17 protein-coding genes are annotated in these 17,525 nt (G+C 61.5%); 7 read left to right on the top strand and 10 right to left on the bottom strand.

The features are described from left to right. Positions 1 to 8: 8 nt before the first annotated feature. The 3 genes from FGK64_RS14645 to FGK64_RS14635 all read right to left on the bottom strand — a co-directional run bounded on the left by FGK64_RS14645 (position 9) and on the right by FGK64_RS14635 (position 2,643). Positions 9 to 437, bottom strand: coding sequence for a response regulator (locus tag FGK64_RS14645; protein WP_138864579.1), 429 nt, complete (start codon positions 435 to 437; stop codon positions 9 to 11). Beyond that, the gene (locus tag FGK64_RS14640) at positions 434 to 1,726 is read right to left on the bottom strand and encodes a sensor histidine kinase (protein ID WP_171054092.1); all 1,293 of its coding nucleotides are present in this window, start codon (positions 1,724 to 1,726) and stop codon (positions 434 to 436) included. The genes FGK64_RS14645 and FGK64_RS14640 overlap by 4 nt, the downstream gene beginning before the upstream one ends. A gap of 221 nt (positions 1,727 to 1,947) precedes the next feature. Continuing rightward, the gene (locus tag FGK64_RS14635; RefSeq protein ID WP_138864577.1) at positions 1,948 to 2,643 is read right to left on the bottom strand and encodes a response regulator; all 696 of its coding nucleotides are present in this window, start codon (positions 2,641 to 2,643) and stop codon (positions 1,948 to 1,950) included. Positions 2,644 to 2,847: 204 nt separating this feature from the next. Here FGK64_RS14635 and FGK64_RS14630 point away from each other — a divergent pair, with 204 nt between their 5' ends. Both FGK64_RS14630 and FGK64_RS14625 read left to right on the top strand, forming a co-directional pair. Beyond that, the gene (locus tag FGK64_RS14630) at positions 2,848 to 3,612 is read left to right on the top strand and encodes a sensor histidine kinase (protein ID WP_138864576.1); all 765 of its coding nucleotides are present in this window, start codon (positions 2,848 to 2,850) and stop codon (positions 3,610 to 3,612) included. A 98-nt stretch (positions 3,613 to 3,710) separates the two neighbouring features. Beyond that, complete coding sequence (locus FGK64_RS14625) at positions 3,711 to 4,304, top strand: response regulator (protein ID WP_138864575.1); 594 nt, start codon at positions 3,711 to 3,713, stop codon at positions 4,302 to 4,304. A gap of 947 nt (positions 4,305 to 5,251) precedes the next feature. On the opposite strand, the gene FGK64_RS14620 is transcribed toward FGK64_RS14625, so the two are convergent. From FGK64_RS14620 to FGK64_RS14605, 4 genes are read right to left on the bottom strand one after another with little or no spacing between them, the layout of a single operon-like run. Then, positions 5,252 to 5,947 (bottom strand): ABC transporter ATP-binding protein, encoded by a 696-nt coding sequence (locus tag FGK64_RS14620; protein WP_138864574.1) that lies wholly within the window; start codon positions 5,945 to 5,947, stop codon positions 5,252 to 5,254. Continuing rightward, on the bottom strand, positions 5,940 to 6,659 hold the full coding sequence (locus tag FGK64_RS14615; protein ID WP_138864573.1) for an ABC transporter ATP-binding protein: 720 nt from the start codon (positions 6,657 to 6,659) through the stop codon (positions 5,940 to 5,942). The genes FGK64_RS14620 and FGK64_RS14615 overlap by 8 nt, the downstream gene beginning before the upstream one ends. Beyond that, positions 6,656 to 7,600: a branched-chain amino acid ABC transporter permease gene (locus tag FGK64_RS14610; RefSeq protein WP_138864572.1), complete on the bottom strand. Its 945-nt coding sequence runs from the start codon at positions 7,598 to 7,600 to the stop codon at positions 6,656 to 6,658. Before FGK64_RS14610 ends, FGK64_RS14615 begins: the two co-directional genes overlap by 4 nt. Then, on the bottom strand, positions 7,597 to 8,526 hold the full coding sequence (locus FGK64_RS14605; protein ID WP_138864571.1) for a branched-chain amino acid ABC transporter permease: 930 nt from the start codon (positions 8,524 to 8,526) through the stop codon (positions 7,597 to 7,599). The genes FGK64_RS14610 and FGK64_RS14605 overlap by 4 nt, the downstream gene beginning before the upstream one ends. Positions 8,527 to 8,706: 180 nt before the next feature. Here FGK64_RS14605 and FGK64_RS14600 point away from each other — a divergent pair, with 180 nt between their 5' ends. Beyond that, positions 8,707 to 9,753, top strand: coding sequence for a calcium-binding protein (locus FGK64_RS14600; RefSeq protein WP_138864570.1), 1,047 nt, complete (start codon positions 8,707 to 8,709; stop codon positions 9,751 to 9,753). 9 nt (positions 9,754 to 9,762) lie between these two features. On the opposite strand, the gene FGK64_RS14595 is transcribed toward FGK64_RS14600, so the two are convergent. The 3 genes from FGK64_RS14595 to FGK64_RS14585 all read right to left on the bottom strand — a co-directional run bounded on the left by FGK64_RS14595 (position 9,763) and on the right by FGK64_RS14585 (position 12,934). After that, on the bottom strand, positions 9,763 to 10,137 hold the full coding sequence (locus FGK64_RS14595) for a VOC family protein (RefSeq protein ID WP_138864569.1): 375 nt from the start codon (positions 10,135 to 10,137) through the stop codon (positions 9,763 to 9,765). Then, positions 10,134 to 11,426 (bottom strand): ABC transporter substrate-binding protein, encoded by a 1,293-nt coding sequence (locus FGK64_RS14590; RefSeq protein ID WP_138864568.1) that lies wholly within the window; start codon positions 11,424 to 11,426, stop codon positions 10,134 to 10,136. The genes FGK64_RS14595 and FGK64_RS14590 overlap by 4 nt, the downstream gene beginning before the upstream one ends. A gap of 110 nt (positions 11,427 to 11,536) precedes the next feature. Next, entirely contained in the window at positions 11,537 to 12,934 is a 1,398-nt protein-coding gene (locus FGK64_RS14585; protein ID WP_138864567.1) for a hypothetical protein, read from the bottom strand. A gap of 28 nt (positions 12,935 to 12,962) precedes the next feature. Here FGK64_RS14585 and FGK64_RS14580 point away from each other — a divergent pair, with 28 nt between their 5' ends. From FGK64_RS14580 to FGK64_RS14565, 4 genes are all read left to right on the top strand, one after another. Beyond that, the gene (locus tag FGK64_RS14580) at positions 12,963 to 13,748 is read left to right on the top strand and encodes a copper chaperone PCu(A)C (RefSeq protein WP_171054091.1); all 786 of its coding nucleotides are present in this window, start codon (positions 12,963 to 12,965) and stop codon (positions 13,746 to 13,748) included. A 262-nt stretch (positions 13,749 to 14,010) separates the two neighbouring features. Continuing rightward, positions 14,011 to 15,387, top strand: coding sequence for a serine/threonine-protein kinase (locus FGK64_RS14575; protein ID WP_138864565.1), 1,377 nt, complete (start codon positions 14,011 to 14,013; stop codon positions 15,385 to 15,387). 21 nt (positions 15,388 to 15,408) lie between these two features. Further along, a complete protein-coding gene (locus FGK64_RS22595; protein ID WP_246057779.1) occupies positions 15,409 to 16,611 on the top strand; it encodes an FHA domain-containing protein in 1,203 nt (400 codons plus the stop codon). Beyond that, positions 16,601 to 17,524: a PP2C family protein-serine/threonine phosphatase gene (locus tag FGK64_RS14565; RefSeq protein WP_210236581.1), complete on the top strand. Its 924-nt coding sequence runs from the start codon at positions 16,601 to 16,603 to the stop codon at positions 17,522 to 17,524. Before FGK64_RS22595 ends, FGK64_RS14565 begins: the two co-directional genes overlap by 11 nt. The last annotated feature ends 1 nt before the right edge of the window (position 17,525 follow it).

Raw genomic sequence — 17,525 nt, 5'->3', positions numbered from 1 at the left:
TCTCAACACTAGGCTGCGCTGCCAGGGATCGTCGACAGATACAGATCGTGAATAAATGCGACACCGTCCTTTGTGATCGGTTTCTCCACGTAGCCCTGAACTATATCGATGGTTTCGACACGCGCGCGATCCCGTGGATTGGCCGAGGACGTCAGCATGAAGACAACCATGAACGGCGAGGTCGCATCGGTCTCTTGCAATCTTGCATCCAGAGCCTCAAGCGTTTCGAACCCGTTCCGGCCGGGCATTTTGATATCCATCAGGACCAATGCCGGGTTTGATCGTGTCGCAAGCTGACCTGCGTCGATCGCCTCAAGAAATGCATCGCCCGATGTGTATTCCGCCGGCACTTCAAACCCGCCATGCCGAGCCAATTGACGCTTGGCCGTATATCTGTCGACAGTGTCATCATCTACGATCACGATTGGTATGGTCATGTTTCGCCTTTCGTCAGGAGCGGCAGTGAGAAGGAAAACTCAGTTCCGGCTCCGGGTGTGCTACTGACCGAAATGGACCCGTTGAGCCGTTCGATCTGTTTACGCACCAGCGACAACCCCATGCCGTCACCGCTTCGATCGTCGATCCGATCAAACATCTTGAAAATGCGTTGCAAATTTTCTGGCGGGATACCCAGCCCATTGTCAGCCACAATCAGACAAATCCGGTCGTCCCTCAGTGCCCCGGACACCCGAATGCGATGCCGGTCCTTCCGATCGTCACCGTAGCGCAAGGCATTTGAAAGCAAGTTTTCCAGCACGAGGTTGAATGTGGGGCGTTCTGTGCGGATAAGGTTTGGCACATCAAGGTCAACGCGAAAATCCGGCGGCGCAGTCATAGCGCCGGTCAGATCGCGCCAGATGTCGTGGATCTCTCGGTTCGGATCAAAACGTTCGGCCGGAATCGTTTCCTGCCCCACCCTTGCAATGGCAAGCACGGCTTCGACCTTGTGCGCGCTTCGGCGGCTGATTTCGACCGCATTGTCCAGATTTTCCCTGAGTTCCTGCAAGTTTCCTTCGTCCAGGTCCTCGATACAGATCGAGAGCAGTCCCGAGATTGAGGACAGTGGCGCCTTCAGGTCATGGCTGGCACTATACGCGAAGGCCGACAAATCCGAATTCAGCGCCTCCATCCGGCGCGTCTTCTGATCCGAGAGGGCTTCGGTCGCATGTCGCTCGGTCAAGTCTGTGACAGTGGCGTGGATGAGATCGCCGTAGGAACGGTCCAAGGGGTAAAGGGCAATTTCCACAGGAAAGTTCGAGCCATCCTTGCGCCGGGCGGTGATCGACTGCCCGCTTCCCATCGGTCGCGGCAGCCGGTTTTCACTGAACACCTTTCGGTTGTATGCATGTTTGGCGCGACACTCCGGATCAACCAGATCATCGACGCTCATGCCGATCAACTCGCTTGGGTCGTAGCCAAATAGCGCACCAGCAGCAGCGTTCGACAACACGATTTCCCCTGAACCGTCTGACAGCAATGTTGCAGTTGGAGCCACATCAATGACCGCCCTTAAGATCCTTTCGACATCCCTGTCCGGCCTTGAGTCTTGCACTGTAAGAAGGCTATGCGGCTCCCCAAGAAAATCGACGGGCAAGAGGCATGCATCGACCGGGAGCTCACCGCCGCGCGTCATGACAATTCCGGGCTTAGATGTTTCGTCGTTAACTGACGTGCCCGACAAGGTCGGCCATGTGCCTCGCCAATAAAAAATTTGGTCGATCGACATCCCGCGAAGTGATCCCTCCGGACAGTCCATCAAATAACAGAACCGCCCTGTCGCATGCGCTAGTCGACCTTGAACGTCAAACACCGCCATCGCCAAAGGCATTGACCCGAATGGCATCATAGGCCCATCGCAGCTTCTGGCCGCGTCACGTCTGTGGCGGTTGCGATCAGCGTCACATTTCAGATCAGAGTTTGCGGCATCCGTTTTATCGACATACTCATTCAATGTCGAAACTCTTTGGAATCTGGTTCCATTTTCGGATCAAGCAGGATGGCCCACATGTGAATACACTGGCGTTCGACCGTCTCCAGACTTCCAGGCACATTTGTCGACTCGTCCGGCAATTTCGATTTGAGCGTGCGCAAGTCGCGTATGATCCGGGCTAGTTTTGGCTGCAAAGCACTTGCATACTTTTGCATGACAACCGATGTGAGACGATCGACCTCCGTCTGAGGAAGCGGCGGAGCGTCGCGCTCCTCACTGAATGTCTCAATCGCCTTGACGATGCTGTCGCGCAGAGATCCCGCGCTCAACCTCTCCTTCGGGAGATAATCCGAACACCCCATTTTAAGGGATTGAACCGCGATGGCCGAACTGTCGTTCCCGGTAACCATGATAGCCGGGCAATCGCCGTTTACCGGGTGCGCCCTGATATGGCGTAGCGCATCTATACCGTCACCTTGCGGAAGGTTGTAATCAATTAGAATAACATCGAATTTCTCCTGGTCGAGAATTCTATCAAGCGCTTCAATGGAAGCGATTTCATCAAGCGATATCTGCAAGTTTGTATCGTGCGTCAATCTCCGAATGCGCCGCCTGTCAAAAACACTGTCGTCAAGAATGAGCGCACGAATGCCCATTTGGTTCACAATTTGCAGATTGCCTACTCCTTCGGCGTGGTCAGCAATGTGCTGCATCTTGAGCTTCCTTCTGCGTTTGCACGGGTATCGAATCACCGTAGGCTAGCCTGAGATCGGTTACGCATCGGTAAACTTGCCACTGGCTGAGCAGGCATTTTCCGCAACGTATGAAACTGTTTACTTTGATAAACAAGTTCCTGCACGACTACGCTGTCAAATTAACACAGTTTTAGTAGCCTCGCGATACATCTGGCTTCGTTCGTGAAAATCTTGGTCGACACAATGCAAATAAAATCTTCGGAAAGATCGAAACCCTCGGAAATCGGCATCGAATCTGCCGCGCAAGAATTTGAGGACTTCATTTACCTGATCAGTCACGACGTCCGAAACTCTGTACGCGCCTTGATCGAAGTCCCTCAATGGATACAAGAAGATTTGGAAGCCGAGGGAATCCACGTGCACGGCTCGCTCGCCGAAAATATTGACTTGATGAATGTACACACGCGGCGGCTGGACCGGATGTTGATTGATTTGTTGATCTATTCGCGTATCGGACGCATGCAATCTAACGAGTTAATCGAATGGGAAGGCGTGACAGACGGGGTGATGGATCAGATCAAGATACCGGACACTTTTAAGGTTCTGCGTGATTTCCGTGCGCCGCAGTTTCGCATTGGATCGACCGACGCTCTTACGCTTGTTTCATCGTTGCTGAGCAACGCGGTCAAGCATCACGACTGCGGTCGTGGGGTGATCCACCTTAGCACCCATGAAAGGGATGGTCGGCATGTCTTTACCGTCCGAGATGATGGTCCTGGCATTCCTTTGGCCTATCGTGAAAAGGCGTTCGAGGTCATGACGACGCTGCGACCGAGGGATGAGATCGAAGGCAGTGGGATGGGATTGGCAAATGTCCGAAAGATCGTGAAGCTATATGGCGGCAAGATCGATTGGCTTACGACCGAGGAGTCACGCGGATGTCATATCTCCATTTCATTTCCCTGCACCCGTCCCGCAATACATTGACACTCTCTTTGTAAGGAGCGCCGCCTGGTCACGCCAGTTTACCGATCGGCAATAAATAGTCGCTACAGTCGGATTCGGGTGAATGTGAAGGGGTGGCCATGATTACTGCAAGTCAATCGACGCCGCATAGCGCGGCATTGAACATGCTTGTTCTGGATGACAGCGAATTCGACCGGCGCAATCTGTGCCGGCTCGGCGAGAAGACGGGCCTGCCGATCGCGATACAGACTGCGCCTTCGCTGTCGGCGATGAAGCGCAAGATACACCAGACAGCGTTCGACCTTATTATGGTCGACTACAGCCTGGCGGACGGCGACGGGTTTCAGGCGCTTGAACTTGTGCGCAACGACCCGCACAACCGGAATTCGGCCTTGATCATGGTGTCCGGGCGCGAACAGGTTGATCTGGCGGTACAAGCCATGCGGCGCGGATGTGAATCCTACCTGTGCAAAAGCGCGCTGACACCGGAAACTCTGCGTCACACCATACTGGAAGCCACTGAACACCGCATCGCCACGACGCGTACGGTCCCGCTGCCGGCGCAGAGTCAGGTCTCGGCAGGACTGGCAGATTTGATGGAAGTTGCGCTGCAAAGGCTGGATTTCAAACAGCGAATCGACAGGTCTCCGGGATTTGCCGAGTTTCTGCAGGGGATTGTGGATCAGGACGATGAAGACCCATTCCTGACCTAGGGTCGGGCTGGATCGGCGCACCTCTTGCGGCTGCCTTCACTCTTACCAAGAAGCCTGATCGCAACCAAGTCAACAGCGCAATACTCCTCGGTTGGCCCAACTCTAGCCAGTTTCTATCAAGCTGCGGTCAAGCCGGCAGCGACAATCGATTCCACAGTCTTGTTTGAGGATACGGGCCGCGGGCAATTGCACGCCAGATTGGAGGCGTGTCGCCTATGTTGGGCGCCTTGCGACGGCAGGACTGAAACATAGCTTGCCAGTGCCCCTAACAACTTTGACGGCAGCGGTCGGAATGGCAGCTTTGGGTCTGAACCGGCTGGACAGAACATTGCGTGGCGTTGACCTTCGGGCAAAGGCGGCATCCCGCTGAACAGGCTCTCTTGCACTGAAAGATCATCACGCATTAGGCATAAAACGCCGCCTCGCGACTATCCGAACTGAAGATGTCGCATCCGCAAACATTGCCGGCGACGTTGCCCCGCAAGAGTTCACGCCGCCCTGATTGGCAGGCGGGCAGATCATGAACGTGGATCGGACGACACTCGCCCCGCCCTCGTCGCGGCAGGCAAAGCAGGTTCTGGATGTGAACGCCGGCGATCTAAGGGCCAGCGGGTTCTTGCGGTTGCGATTTATTCCAAGCTAAGGCCCCGCCCCAAACATTTTTACGTTGCGATGCATGATGGCAGTTACCAGAGTGCGAGTTCTTACAAAGTGTCGCAAATCAGTTCGAACAACCGGCCACTTCATCGGATGACCGCAGAGACTTTTCTGCGGCCGGGCTTGGATCAATGCATGCAGAGGCCTTCTTGGGCTTCCGTACGCTTCAGGTGTCGCCAGATGCCCGGACGCGCGACCATGACAATCGATAGGCCCAGTTCAAACCAGTTCGACAACTGCGGTTTCCATTTTCCCCTGTAACGGCGTGTCGGGTTGGGCAATTCCGTTGGTCAGACGCCAAGGTACGCCTTGATCGGAGAGGGATCTTTGCGCAGAGCCTCGGCTGGCATAGTCTCAAGATTGCGGCCATTTTCGATGAAGGCGACCCGGTCGGCCACCTCGAGGACCGCGTCGACGCGTTGCTCGACCAGGATCACGCCAACGCCCCGGTCGCGCATTACGGCAATCACGTCGCGGATCGCAGCGATCATCGAGGGCTGGAGCCCTTCTGTCGGCTCGTCCAGCAACAGGTATTGTGGGCGCAGGCAGAGGGCCCGCGCCGTGGCCAACATTTGCTGTTCCCCGCCGGACAGCGTTTGCGCCACCTGGCCCATCCGTTCACGCAGGCGCGGGAACAGGTCAAGCACATCGTCCAAGGTGGCCCGGGGCGATTTTCGCGCCATCAGCCCTATGTCGAGGTTCTGCGCCACGGTCAGTTCGGTGAACAGGCGCCGCCCCTGCGGGATATAGCCGATCCCATGCGCGGCCGTCTGATGCGCGGGGAGATCGCTGATAGCCTCTCCGTCCACACGCACCGTGCCCGACATCAGCGGCAGCAATCCCATGATGGTTTTCATCGTCGTCGTCTTGCCCGCCCCGTTGCGCCCCAGCAGGCAAAGGATTTCGCCCGGAGAAACCGACAGCGACAAATCGCGCAGTACTTGGGCGCGACCGTAGGCGACATTTACGCTATCGACCTCAAGCATCGGCACCAGTTCCCAGATAGGCGGCTTGCACGGCACTGTCGGCCCGAATTTCGGAAGGTGTGCCCTCGGCCAGGATCTGACCAAAGTTCAGCACCGTCACATAGTCGGCGGCTTCCATCACCACGTTCATGTTGTGCTCGATCAGCAGGATCGTTGTTGTTTGCTTCAACTCAGCGATCAGCGCCATGAAAGCCGCGATCTCGCTATCGGCCAGACCCTGGGTCGGCTCGTCCAGAATCAACAGCCGGGGCCTTTGCGCAAGGCCCATGGCGATTTCTAGCAGCCGCTGGTGGCCATAGCTCAGGTCGCCCGCAATTTCATCCGTGCGCGCCTTCAGCCCAACGCGGTCCAGCGCGGACTGTATCATCGATTGCAGCTCTGCCGCGCCACGGGTTGTGCGCCGCGCGGCCAGCGCGACGTTTTCATGCAGGGTCAGGTTGGAAAACACCGAGGTGATCTGGAACGTATAGGCCATGCCCAGCGCGATGCGGCGATGCGCCGGCAGGTGCGAGATATCCTGGCCATCGAAGATCACCGCGCCCGAGGTCGGCGGGATACGCCCACACAGCAGGCTGACAAAGGTTGTCTTGCCCGCTCCGTTCGGCCCGATGAGGGCCCGCACCTGACCCTGTGGCAAGTCGAAATCTACGGACTCCACCGCCTTCAGCCCCGCAAAGCTGCGCGACAGGACGCGGGTGGACAGCAGGCTCATGGCAGCCACCTCCACATGCGCCGGCGCAGCTCACCAGCGATGCCTTGGGGTGCAAACAGCGTGACCAGCACCAGAACCACGCCAGCAATCAGCATGTAGGCGGTCGTCACGCCACTGGACAGATCGATCAGGTAGAACATGAACAGCGTCCCGATAAAGGGGCCGATGACCGTGCCGGCGCCGCCCAGCAGCACCCAGAGCAGCGGAAAGATCGAATATTGAACAGAACCGAAGCTGGCGCCGACATAGCCGAACAGCACCCCATAGGCCGCGCCCGCCATGGCCGACATCATGCCCGAGGCCACCACCGCCGCCAGCTTGTGCGCGAAGGTATCATAGCCCAGCATCCGCGCGCGCGGCTCATTCTCGCGGATCGCGATCAGCACGCGCCCGAACCGGGATTGCACCAGCCACAGGATCAGCACAACCGACAGTGCAAACAGCACGAAGGCCGCCCAATAGCGGTTCGTCGGATCGCTTAGGTCGATCCCAAACAACATACGCTGCGCCTGTTGCAGCACGAACCCTTCGTCGCCGCGGGTGTATTCACCAAAATACAGGATCGTCAGGTAACCAGCCTGCGCGAACATCAGCGTCACGATCATAAAGGCCACGCCCGCCGTACGCAGCGCCAGCAGGCCCAGCGCCGCCGAAACGACCACGCCGCAGAGCAGTCCAACCGCAAGCGCGGGCAGCGGCGACAGCCCGAACTGACCGATTGCCAGTCCGGTGCCATACATGCCCGCGGCAAAGAACAGCGCGTGGCCAAGGCTGAGCAGCCCGGTGTAGCCAAACATGATGTTATAGCCCGCCGCATACGTGGCCAGCACCATGACGCGGGCCAGATTGCCCTGGTGATAGGCGGGCAGCAGGTAGTTCAGCGCGCACAGCACGGCCAGCAAGGCGCCGTGCAGAAGCGCGGATTTGCGCCAGTCGATCATGTGGCGCGCGACCCGAACAGCCCCTGCGGGCGAAACACCAGCACGAGTGCCACCAGCAATGTGGCCAGGATTTTCGCCAGCGTTGGCGAGAAGAAAACGGAAATGATGCCGTCACTCAACCCGATCAGAATGGCAGCAACCACGGTGCCCGGCAGGCTGCCAAGTCCGCCGATGATCACCACGATGAACGACAGCAGCAGCGGGTCGTGGCCCATAAGGTAGTGCGCCTGCTGGATCGGTACGATCAGCACCGCCGCCAGCGCCGCCAGTCCCGCGCCCAGGCCAAAGACTAGCGCATAGACGCGTTCGACCGGGATGCCGAAGGCCAGCGCCATTTCGCTGTCCAGTTGCGTTGCGCGCATCACCAGCCCCAACCGGGTGCGCGCCATCACGGCCCAGACCCCGGCCAGCACCACGCCCGCCGCCGCGATCACCGCCAGCTTGTAGCTGGTCGTCGATAGGCCCCAGGGCCAATACATCTGAAGCCCGTTTTCGCCCCATTCGACCCACGGAATAGCCAGCCGCGCGTTGAACGGCGGTTCGACGGGGCGGGCATCGGGGCCATAAGTCATCAGCGTGACCTGCTGGATGATATACAGCAGCCCGATAGTCGCGACGATGGTCCGCTCGGGGTCATAGTCGACCCGTTTCAACACCGTCATGTCGGCGGCCACGGCGATGGCCCCCACCAGCAGCGGCGCCAGCACCAGCGCCAGCGCAAAGCCCATGGCCGGGTGCGCATCGCCCAGCAGGTGAGACAGCCACCACGCCAGAACCGCGCCAAGCATGAAGAATTCGCCATGCGCGACGTTCACCACGCGCATGACACCGAAGACAAGGCTCAGGCCGACTGCCGTCAGCGCAAGCACCGCCGCCGTCACCGCGCCTTCCAGCGAGGCCAGCAAAAGATAGGGACCGAATTCCATTTGCCGCGACGTTGCCCGGCGTTTCACCACATGGCAAGCAAATGCTTGCCGGGGCGCCAAAAAACCTGCCCACGGCTGATGCGGGCGATCACGATTTACGCCTTGCGGCACGGAGTGTCTTGAGCGTTTGAGCCCGGCGCCCTAGCCTTACCCGGTAATTTGACGGTGGGGATTTCAGACATGCGCACGCGCGTCATTGGCGACAGTGAAGACAACAATTTCGGAACCGATTTTGACCTGAACGAAACCTTCGTCGGGCGCGGGGGCGACGACAGCTTCATGATTTCGTGGTTCGAGGAACGCGACCGGTTCATCGGCGGGCCGGGGAGCGATACGCTGGTGATGGATTACTTCCGTCTCGGCGAATACGGACAGATACCGGCGCTGAACCGCGCCATATGGTTCGATGGGGGCACCGGCATCGACCGAATCGAATACAAGGTGATCTATACGCCCGAAAGTCACAGCATCGACCTGAACGCCTTTGGCGGCACGCTGAACTCGGTCGAGCAGTTTTATTACCTGCTGACCGACCACCAAAGCTGGGGTGAACCCGTTGCATCGGCGCGGTTCGACGTGACCGGCACCAGTCGGGGCGAGGAGATCACCCTAAGCTTCGGCCATCGCATGTACGATCATCTGGTCACGACGCTGTCAGCCGGAGGCGGCAACGACAGCATCGAAATCTATGGCGGCAACTATGACACGCTGGTGATCAACGGCGGGGCCGGCAGCGACCGTATCGTGGTTCACGACGTCCTGCGCGACCCGACTGAAAGCGATCTGATCATCCGGGGCGGCGCGGGCAACGACAAGATTCACTACAACGATCCGGGCGGAAAGGTCTATGGCGGGGCCGGCCGAGACATGTTCCTCATGTCTGCTCAGTCCATGCACGACGAAGGCCCCGCCACCGTCTATCGCGGAGGCAAGGGGTCCGATACCTTCGTTTTGTGGAAGGCAAACTTCGCAGACCAGGTTGGCGCCACAATTCGCGGGTTCGGCGCCAGGGACAAACTGGTGCTGACGGATACCTACGTGGGATCGATGGAGGCTGTTTCGCTTTTCCCCACCGACCCGCCCAGCTATGTGGAATACAACCCCATATCCGGCATCCTCAGCCTTTCGGGCAGTGCCGTGGTTCAGTTCACGCCCGGCACCATCCTGACTCCGGGGCAGGTGTCGGTGGTCGATGCCGACGTGATCGCCGACTATTTCTTCCTCTAGCCCGCGCCGCTACTCCGCCACGCCAATCTGCCAGGACAGGCCGAACCTGTCCTGCACCCAGCCATAGCAGCGGCTGAAGGGGTAGGCATCCAGCGGCATCAGCACCTTGCCATCCGGCGACAGCCCCTCGAACAGGCGGCGCACCTCGGTTTCGGTGTCACAGGTGACGAACATGGATATCGCCGGAGTGATGCCAAAGCCGTGGCTGATCGGGCTGTCGAACATTCGCAGTTCCTGCCCGGCCACCTGAACGGTCCAGATCTCGGTCCCGGTTTCCACCTCGCTTGTCGCCTCGCCATCCTCGAACAGGGCGGCATAGGCACGGGCCGCGTCGGCGGCCCGTCCTTCCATCATCACGCAGGGTCTGACTTTGGCTGCGGTCATAGCGCCTGCGTCGTGTAATCGACCTCGTCGGGATACATCGTATCCTCGATCGACGTGGTGTGCACCAGCATCAGCTTTCCGTCGGTCACCTTGGTGATGTACTGATGGCCGAACACCTGATGGGTTTTGCCGTTGAACACCTTGGCGCCCTGGGGATGTTCCATCGAATGCGGCATGTCGGTCATCGCCTCGACCGCCTCGATCAGCTTGGCGCGATGATCCGGCCCGGCATAGCCCGCAGTTTCCATTCCGGCCTTGAGCACGTGCAGCGTTTCCCAGCAGCCGAACATATGGGCGTAGGTCGAAATATCCTTGGGATCGCTGACCGACGCGCCATTTTCGTCCACGCCCACGGCGGCACGATAGGCCTTGTCGAACTCGCTTTGGTCAGCCTGTGCATACCGCGGATTGCCCTCCCAGAAATAAGTGCCTTCCAGGAATTCCAGACCGGGGCTGGCGATGTCGACTGCTTCAAGGCTGTCGATGAACCCGAACAACTCGGGCCGCGAGGGGCCAAAGAATTCGCCCAGCTCCTTGACAAATGTCAGCACGGCGGGGCCGACCATGACGTGATAGATCACCTCGGTGTCGCGCGGGATCTTGGGGAAATACTTGGTAAAGCTGGTTTCGGTCGGCGGGATCGCAATGTGTTCCAGCACCTCGCCGCCCTGCGCCTCGATCGCGGCGGTGAAATAGTCGCGGTGGTCATGGCCAAAGGCGAAATCAGGGAAGATCATCGTGACTTTCTTGCCCAGATTGTTGGCGACATAGGGCGCCATCGCCTGAACCTGGCTTTTCACGTCGGTGATGCCGGGCTGAAGCGTGTAGCGGTTCAGCATCCCGCTGGCCACGTGATGCCCCTCGGACACCACGAAATACGGCAGCTTCAGCTCTCCGGCGCGGGGGGCCGATCCGATGACGACATGCGAAAACAGCGTGCCAAAGGCGACGTCACAATTGTGCTGGGTGGCAAATTTCTCGACCACTTCGGCCCCGCGTTTGGGGTCGGTGCCATCGTCTTCGGCCACGATTTCGATCATGCGGCCATTGATGCCACCGCCATCATTGATCATCTTGACGGCGGCTTGCGTGGTGCGGTCGTACCAGCGGCCATAGGCAGCGCCGATGCCGGTGCGGTGCACCTGAAATCCGATCTTGATCGGCTCGGATGTCTGGGCCTGAGCATAGCGCGCCCACAGCGGAAGGCTGGCCGCGCCCGCTGCGCCCGCCATGGTCTTCAGCGCGCCGCGTCGCGTGGTAAGGGATGGTGTGAAATCGCGTTTCGTCATGATCGTTCCCCGGGTTATCCATTGGATGCCGCCCTGTGCAGATCACGGGGCAGCGCCGTTAACCATACTGCGAAGGCCGGGCCGCGCCTGTCCAGAGAATTCTCCCCGCCTCACGCCCCACGCGGCGATGCCAGCAGCCAAAGCCCGAAAAACGTGTAGCCGATCATGAACAAGGCAAGCGGCAGTTGCGCAAGTATTGCGCGTTTCGGGGTGGCATGGTGGCACAGCGCGATGCGATGCGCCAGCAGGATGCCCAGAACATGGCCCAGCACCACCGCGCCTGCCTGCGCCAGCCAGATCGCCCGCACCCCCGATTGCGTGTTGAAGAACCCGGTGGTGACATAGAACGGTTGCAGGCCCAACCAGTCGTCGCCGCGCGCGAGTGGATCCGAGAGCGCCGCCAGCGCATATTGCGCATCCACCAGGAACCCCGGCAGATAATGCGCAACGTGATAGCCCAGCGCGATCGGCAGGATCGACACCGCCTGCGCCCGGAACGTCAGCGCAAACCCGGGGCCGTCCCGGTCCAGCGTAACGCCCAGCGCGATGGCCGCGCCATAGGCCGCCAGTAGCAGTGCATTGGCCGCCAGCAGCCCCGTCAACGTGGGTAAAACAACGGCGGAACGGCCCGGAAACTCCAGCGGGTTGATCCCTATCTTCGCCAGCCACCAGAAGGTTTCGTTCAGCCCGTCAAAGCTGCCGCAGCCCAGCAGAACCAGCAGGAACGCTGCCATCCCGGCGCGCGGCGTGCGCCGCGTCGCCAGCTGCCACCCGGGCCAGCCGAGCGCGAAATGTCGCCCCCGCCGCCCAATCGGCGCCAACCGCGCATAGACCCGCATCAGCACGCCCAGCGGCTCTGCCGCCACCAGCCAGCGCGGCCCGAACAGCACCGCGCCAAGCAGCATCGCCAGCCAGTACAGGGCCACGATCCGCGCCAGCCGCCCCGGGTCCGACGGTGCGATGTCGGCAAGGACAAAGCCGGTGAAGCCCATAAACAGTGCAACGGCGACCCAACTGCCCGCCCGTGGCGACAGGTGCAGCGGCGCACGCCACCCTTCTGCCCGGATCAGCGCCAGCACTCCGCGCCACGGGTCGATCCAGCGCCACAGGTTGCCCCACAGCCCCTGCAAGGCGACCAGCCCGATCCACCACACCACCCACACCGTCAGCGGCAGCGGGTTGGTGAGCGGATCGCGCGGCCCGGTCAGGCCCAGCCACAGCAGCCCGGCCAGAAACACCGTGGACGCAAGGCTGGTCAGCATCGCCGCGCCTCGCAGACGTGGCAACGCCACCCACGCGACCGGCCGGAACAGCGCCGCGAATGCGCGCGGCGGCAGCAGCACCAGCGCCAGCACAGTCAGCGCCACTACCGATGCCCCGGCGGGCACATAGACATCCGTCGGCAATAACAGCACGAACCCCTGCTCCGAGGCATGCGCGCGCGCGGCCCCCGGAAGGGCGGCGATCACGACGGGGTTGATCCTTGTCAGACGCTGGGTGACAGTCATGGCTGGACCTTACCCTCCGGAGAGCGCTATGAAAGCCGGGAAAATACTGTTGCCCGTCCTTGCGGTACTGGCGCTGGCCCTTGTCTGGGCGATGGGCGGGTCGATTGGCGGCAATCCCGCACCTCTGCTGTCGAATGCAACCATGGTGCCCGTCGCAGGCACCCGCAGCGACTTTGCTGTTTTTTTGGGCATCGAGAACCGGGGCGGACCCGACCGGCTGACCGGCGCCAGCTCTGCCGAGGCCGAAGAGATCGTGATTGCCGGCGCCGAAGCCCCCGGGGGGCCGGTGATTCCCGGCGGAGCCACCCCGTCGCTGTCCTCTGATGGCGCATTCCTGCGGCTGAACGGGCTGACCGGCCCGGCCGACGAAGGGCGGCTGGTGCCGCTGACACTGCATTTCGAACAGGCGGGAGATATCACGACCCGCGCGCGACTGGTTCGCGACAGCTCGGCGCTGGCGGCCCACGCTGTGCCGGACTTCTCTCCGGTCTATGACGTGCCGACGGGCGAAACTCCGCCCCGGCTTGGTCTGATCCTGACCCCCGAGAACGACAGCTGGACCGTCACGCTTGAGCTGCGCGACTTCACACTGTCGCCCGACACTGTCGATATGGCGCACCAACCCGGTCAGGGCCACGCCCATCTGTACCTCGACGGGCTGAAGCTGCAGCGCATGTATACCAATCAGGCCCGCATCGGTGCCCTGCCCCCGGGGCGGCACATGGTCAAGGTCACGCTGAACACAAACGATCACCGCGCCTTTCGAATCAAGGGCGAGCCGGTCAGCGCTCTGGCGCTTATCGACGTTCGTTGAGAGCGGCCCGGGCAAGCCGGGCTCTAACCACAAAGTAACACGTCCGGGACAGAGATGGCGCGCCGTCGCCCGAAACGCCAAGGCAAGCCTTCTGTGTCGACGCAGGCTGTTCCCAACCGCTTTGATGACGGCTCGGCCAAACCGCCACCAAGGCGGCCAAAGCCCGCCATGTTCTGATCACATTTGACTCGAATTATACAGGTTGTTCCCCGGGGCGGCGTCACCTGCCCCGTCCGTATTTCGTCAGGCAGGGTAAGCACGGATGAGCCAGAAGGCTTTCGATACCGAACCCGACCCCTTCGGATTGCCGACGGGGACACGGTTGCTCAATGGCCAGTATGAAATTCTCGGCCTTCTGCAACAGGGCGGATTCGGCATCACCTACCTGGCGCGCGACAGTCTGGAGCGCACAGTCGTGGTCAAGGAATGCTTTCCGGGCGACCTATGTCGGCGCAGCGGCACAGCGGTGAGGCCCGACAGCCGCGCCCACCGCGCGCCCTATGCCGCGCTGATCCAGCAATTCCTGCGCGAAGCCCGCCGTCTGGCGAAACTGCGCCACCCGAACATCGTCGCCGTGCATCAGGTGTTCGAGGAAAACGGCACCGCCTATATGGCGCTCGATTTCGTTCCGGGCGAAGATCTGGTGACATTGCTGGAAGATGATGCCGATCTGCTGACCCCGGCTCTTCTTGACAGTGCGCTGCATCAGTCGCTTCAGGCGCTGACGTATATTCACGCCAATGGCCTGCTGCACCGCGACATCGCGCCTGACAACCTGCGTATCGACGATCTGGGCCACGTCACGCTGATTGATTTTGGGGCCGCGCGGGAACGTCTGGCCCCGGGCGAAGCCGATCCGGCCCCGGCACTGATCGCGGTGAAGGATGGGTACTCTCCGCCCGAGTTCTACGACCCGGCCGGGTTTCACGACTTTCCCAGCGATATCTATTCGCTGGGCGCGTCATTCTATCACCTGATTACCGGCCTCGCACCGCCCAGCGGCCCCGAGCGGGCAGAGGCGTTGGCAACTGGCGCGCCCGACCCTTATGTGCCGCTTGCACCCGAAACGTGGCATTGCCCCTACCCGGTGTTGCTGACCGTTGATCGCGCGCTGGCACTGGACCCAAGCGATCGCCATGCAAGCGCAACCGAATGGGTCACCGCGCTGGCCGAAGCACCGCCCAACCGCCCCGTCCCGGTTTCCACGCCCGCGCCGACGCATGTGGAAGGTGTGGCGCTGGACCCGGCGCTGGCCGCCGAAGTGGCCCGTCTGGTGCGCGAAACCAACCGCGAAGTCACCCCAGGTGCACCCAAGGCCATCGTACGCCGCCCGGCACCTGCGCCAGAAAAGCCAAAGCATAGGCAGTTGGTCGACCTCTTCGGCAACCCGGTGCGCGATGTCGATCGCTGGCTGCGCGAACAGGAACGCGACCGTCATGTGCCCGCACCCAGCAGCGTTGCCCCGACCATTCAGGACCAGCAAGCACCTTCAAAGCCGCAAGGCCAGCGAATCCAGCCCCGGGCGCTGCCCATCGCACCGCCCCAGCCAACCGACGCGCAGAACGCGCCCCGCCGATCCCTGCTTTCCACCCTCTTCGGACGCCGCAGCGCGCGCCGGTCCGACACACGCCTTGCCTAGGCCACCCGCATTGGAGCTGACATGAAATTCATACGTGACATCATCAAGGAAAAGCGCCGGGCCGAGCCGCAGGATGCCCCCGTTGAACCTTTGGAAACACTGCGCCGCGAGCCGGTGGTCGAGACCGCTTCGCCGTCGGGCTTTGCGATGACCAATTTCGACGACGACACGTTTGACATCGCCCGTCCCGCCCGCAAGGACCCGGAGGAGGATTTCGACCTGTTTGCCGAAGACGACGACGACGATTTCGAGCCGTGGCAGCCCCGGGCCGATCAGGCCGCTCCTGCCCCCGAGCCAGTTGCGGCTGTGCAGGAGGAGGAGGAAGCCGCCGCGGAAGATTACGCCTTTGAGGAAAACCTCGAAGAGGAAGAGACATCCGAGACGGAAGACGCGTTTGACGTGGAAGCCTTTGACGAGGACGAACCCTTCGCGCAGGAGCCCTCCGAAGACAGCGACCAGTTTGAAGCCTCTTACGAAGACGAAGACATTGACGCTGCGCAGGCGCCCTATGCCGATGGCCCGGTCTTCGAAGACGACGAAGACACCTTCGCCCCGGCAGAGCCCGCCCCCGCGCCTCAGGTTGATGCGGACAGCCTCCGTGCAGCCGTGCGGGCCAGCACAGCCGAACTGCCGCCCATGCCTGCCGTGACCCGCGTGACGCGGACCGCCCAGCCCGAGCCGATGCCCGAAGCGATGCCCACCCCCGTGGCCGAAGCACAGGTTCAGATGCCGCCCCCGGCGGCCGGGCGTGGCGCCAACCGGTCGGGCCGGGTCAAGACACGGCTGCTGGGCTTTGCCCCCGGCACCGAACCGCGCGACCCCTTTGCCGCGCCCGAAAGTGCGGCAGCCAAAGACTTCCCGGTGGGATGGATGGTTGTGGTTGCGGGCCCCGGGCGCGGCGCCAGCTTCCCGCTCTACGACGGTGTATCGCGCGTGGGCCGGGGCGACGATCAGACCGTTTCGCTGAACTTTGGCGACAATTCGATTTCGCGCGAGAACCATATCTCGATCGCTTACGACGCTGAAGACAACACCTTTTACGTCGGGCACAGCGGCAAGTCGAACCTTGTGCGCCTGAACCGCAAACCACTGCTGAGCACCGAACAGCTGACCAGCGGCGATCAAATCCGTTTGGGCGAAACCACGCTGCGGTTCGTGGCCCTGTGTGGAGACGGATTTTCGTGGAGCGCCGGCGATGCCGGTGTGCGCCGGAATGCTGGCTGAAGGCCTTTCCCTTCGGGTCGAGGCGGCCACGGTCATCGACCAGGGTCGCCGCGACGCGCAGGAGGATGCTGTAGTGGCGGACTTCGGCCGTGATGGCACGGCCGGATTTGCCGTGCTGGCCGATGGCATGGGCGGGCACGCAGCCGGGGATGTGGCGAGCGCGCTGGTGCTGCACCGCGTGCGCGATTATCTGGGCACCGCGTTCAGTGGCCCGGATGCGCCGCGCGCCGACATGGCCGCCCTGTTGCAGCTGGCGATGGACGAAGCCAACGCCGACATTGCCGACCATGCCTATTGCCACCCCGAAACGCAGGGCATGGGCGCAACGCTTCTGGTGCCCGTGATCCGCGATGGCGCGCTGTATTGGGTTTCGGTCGGAGATTCGCCCCTGTTTCTGATGCGCGAAGACCGGCTGTACCGGCTGAACCGCGCCCATACGCTGGCCGCGCGGCTGGATGCCATGGTGCGCGATGGCACGATGGATGCGGCTGCGGCACAGGCCACGCCGGATCGCGACGCGCTGACTTCGGTTCTGATCGGCGCGCCAATCCCCGAGGTTGACCTGCGTGCCACGCCTTTTGCGCTTTGCCCCGGCGATATCGTGCTGGCCGCCAGCGACGGGCTGGAATTTCTGGACGATGCGCAGATCGCTACCGTGCTGAACCGTTACAGGGATGCGCCAAGCCACCAGATTGCCGCGCAGTTGATGCAGGCCGTACACGATCTTGACGATCCCGATCAGGACAATACGGCGCTGTGCGTCATCAAGGTGTCGGGTCCACAGCCCGCGCCCCGGATGCCACGCGCGGCCACGGCACAGCCCGCGCGCCGTAAAACCACGTTGTTCATGCGCGTGCAGGGCAATGACCGCCGCGTTGCCTTTGGCACGACTTCTGCCCGCGAAGGGAAATGAC

The organism is Arenibacterium halophilum (assembly GCF_005938225.1).
Taxonomy (GTDB): Bacteria; Pseudomonadota; Alphaproteobacteria; order Rhodobacterales; family Rhodobacteraceae; genus Arenibacterium; species Arenibacterium halophilum.
The sequence above is the reverse complement of the archived record's forward strand: the minus strand, read 5'-3'. Positions and strand labels throughout refer to the sequence as shown.

Excerpts from the sequence above, each read along its gene's own strand:
- FGK64_RS14565 (WP_210236581.1), top strand. The coding sequence starts at position 16,601 with ATGCTGGCTGAAGGCCTTTCCCTTCGGGTCGAGGCGGCCACGGTCATC.
- FGK64_RS14605 (WP_138864571.1), bottom strand. The coding sequence starts at position 8,526 with ATGGAATTCGGTCCCTATCTTTTGCTGGCCTCGCTGGAAGGCGCGGTG.
- FGK64_RS14635 (WP_138864577.1), bottom strand. The coding sequence starts at position 2,643 with ATGCAGCACATTGCTGACCACGCCGAAGGAGTAGGCAATCTGCAAATT.
- FGK64_RS14645 (WP_138864579.1), bottom strand. The coding sequence starts at position 437 with ATGACCATACCAATCGTGATCGTAGATGATGACACTGTCGACAGATAT.
- FGK64_RS14610 (WP_138864572.1), bottom strand. The coding sequence starts at position 7,600 with ATGATCGACTGGCGCAAATCCGCGCTTCTGCACGGCGCCTTGCTGGCC.
- FGK64_RS14575 (WP_138864565.1), top strand. The coding sequence starts at position 14,011 with ATGAGCCAGAAGGCTTTCGATACCGAACCCGACCCCTTCGGATTGCCG.
- FGK64_RS14590 (WP_138864568.1), bottom strand. The coding sequence starts at position 11,426 with ATGACGAAACGCGATTTCACACCATCCCTTACCACGCGACGCGGCGCG.
- FGK64_RS14580 (WP_171054091.1), top strand. The coding sequence starts at position 12,963 with ATGAAAGCCGGGAAAATACTGTTGCCCGTCCTTGCGGTACTGGCGCTG.
- FGK64_RS14600 (WP_138864570.1), top strand. The coding sequence starts at position 8,707 with ATGCGCACGCGCGTCATTGGCGACAGTGAAGACAACAATTTCGGAACC.
- FGK64_RS14585 (WP_138864567.1), bottom strand. The coding sequence starts at position 12,934 with ATGACTGTCACCCAGCGTCTGACAAGGATCAACCCCGTCGTGATCGCC.
- FGK64_RS14625 (WP_138864575.1), top strand. The coding sequence starts at position 3,711 with ATGATTACTGCAAGTCAATCGACGCCGCATAGCGCGGCATTGAACATG.
- FGK64_RS22595 (WP_246057779.1), top strand. The coding sequence starts at position 15,409 with ATGAAATTCATACGTGACATCATCAAGGAAAAGCGCCGGGCCGAGCCG.
- FGK64_RS14620 (WP_138864574.1), bottom strand. The coding sequence starts at position 5,947 with ATGCTTGAGGTCGATAGCGTAAATGTCGCCTACGGTCGCGCCCAAGTA.
- FGK64_RS14640 (WP_171054092.1), bottom strand. The coding sequence starts at position 1,726 with ATGTCGATCGACCAAATTTTTTATTGGCGAGGCACATGGCCGACCTTG.
- FGK64_RS14595 (WP_138864569.1), bottom strand. The coding sequence starts at position 10,137 with ATGACCGCAGCCAAAGTCAGACCCTGCGTGATGATGGAAGGACGGGCC.
- FGK64_RS14615 (WP_138864573.1), bottom strand. The coding sequence starts at position 6,659 with ATGAGCCTGCTGTCCACCCGCGTCCTGTCGCGCAGCTTTGCGGGGCTG.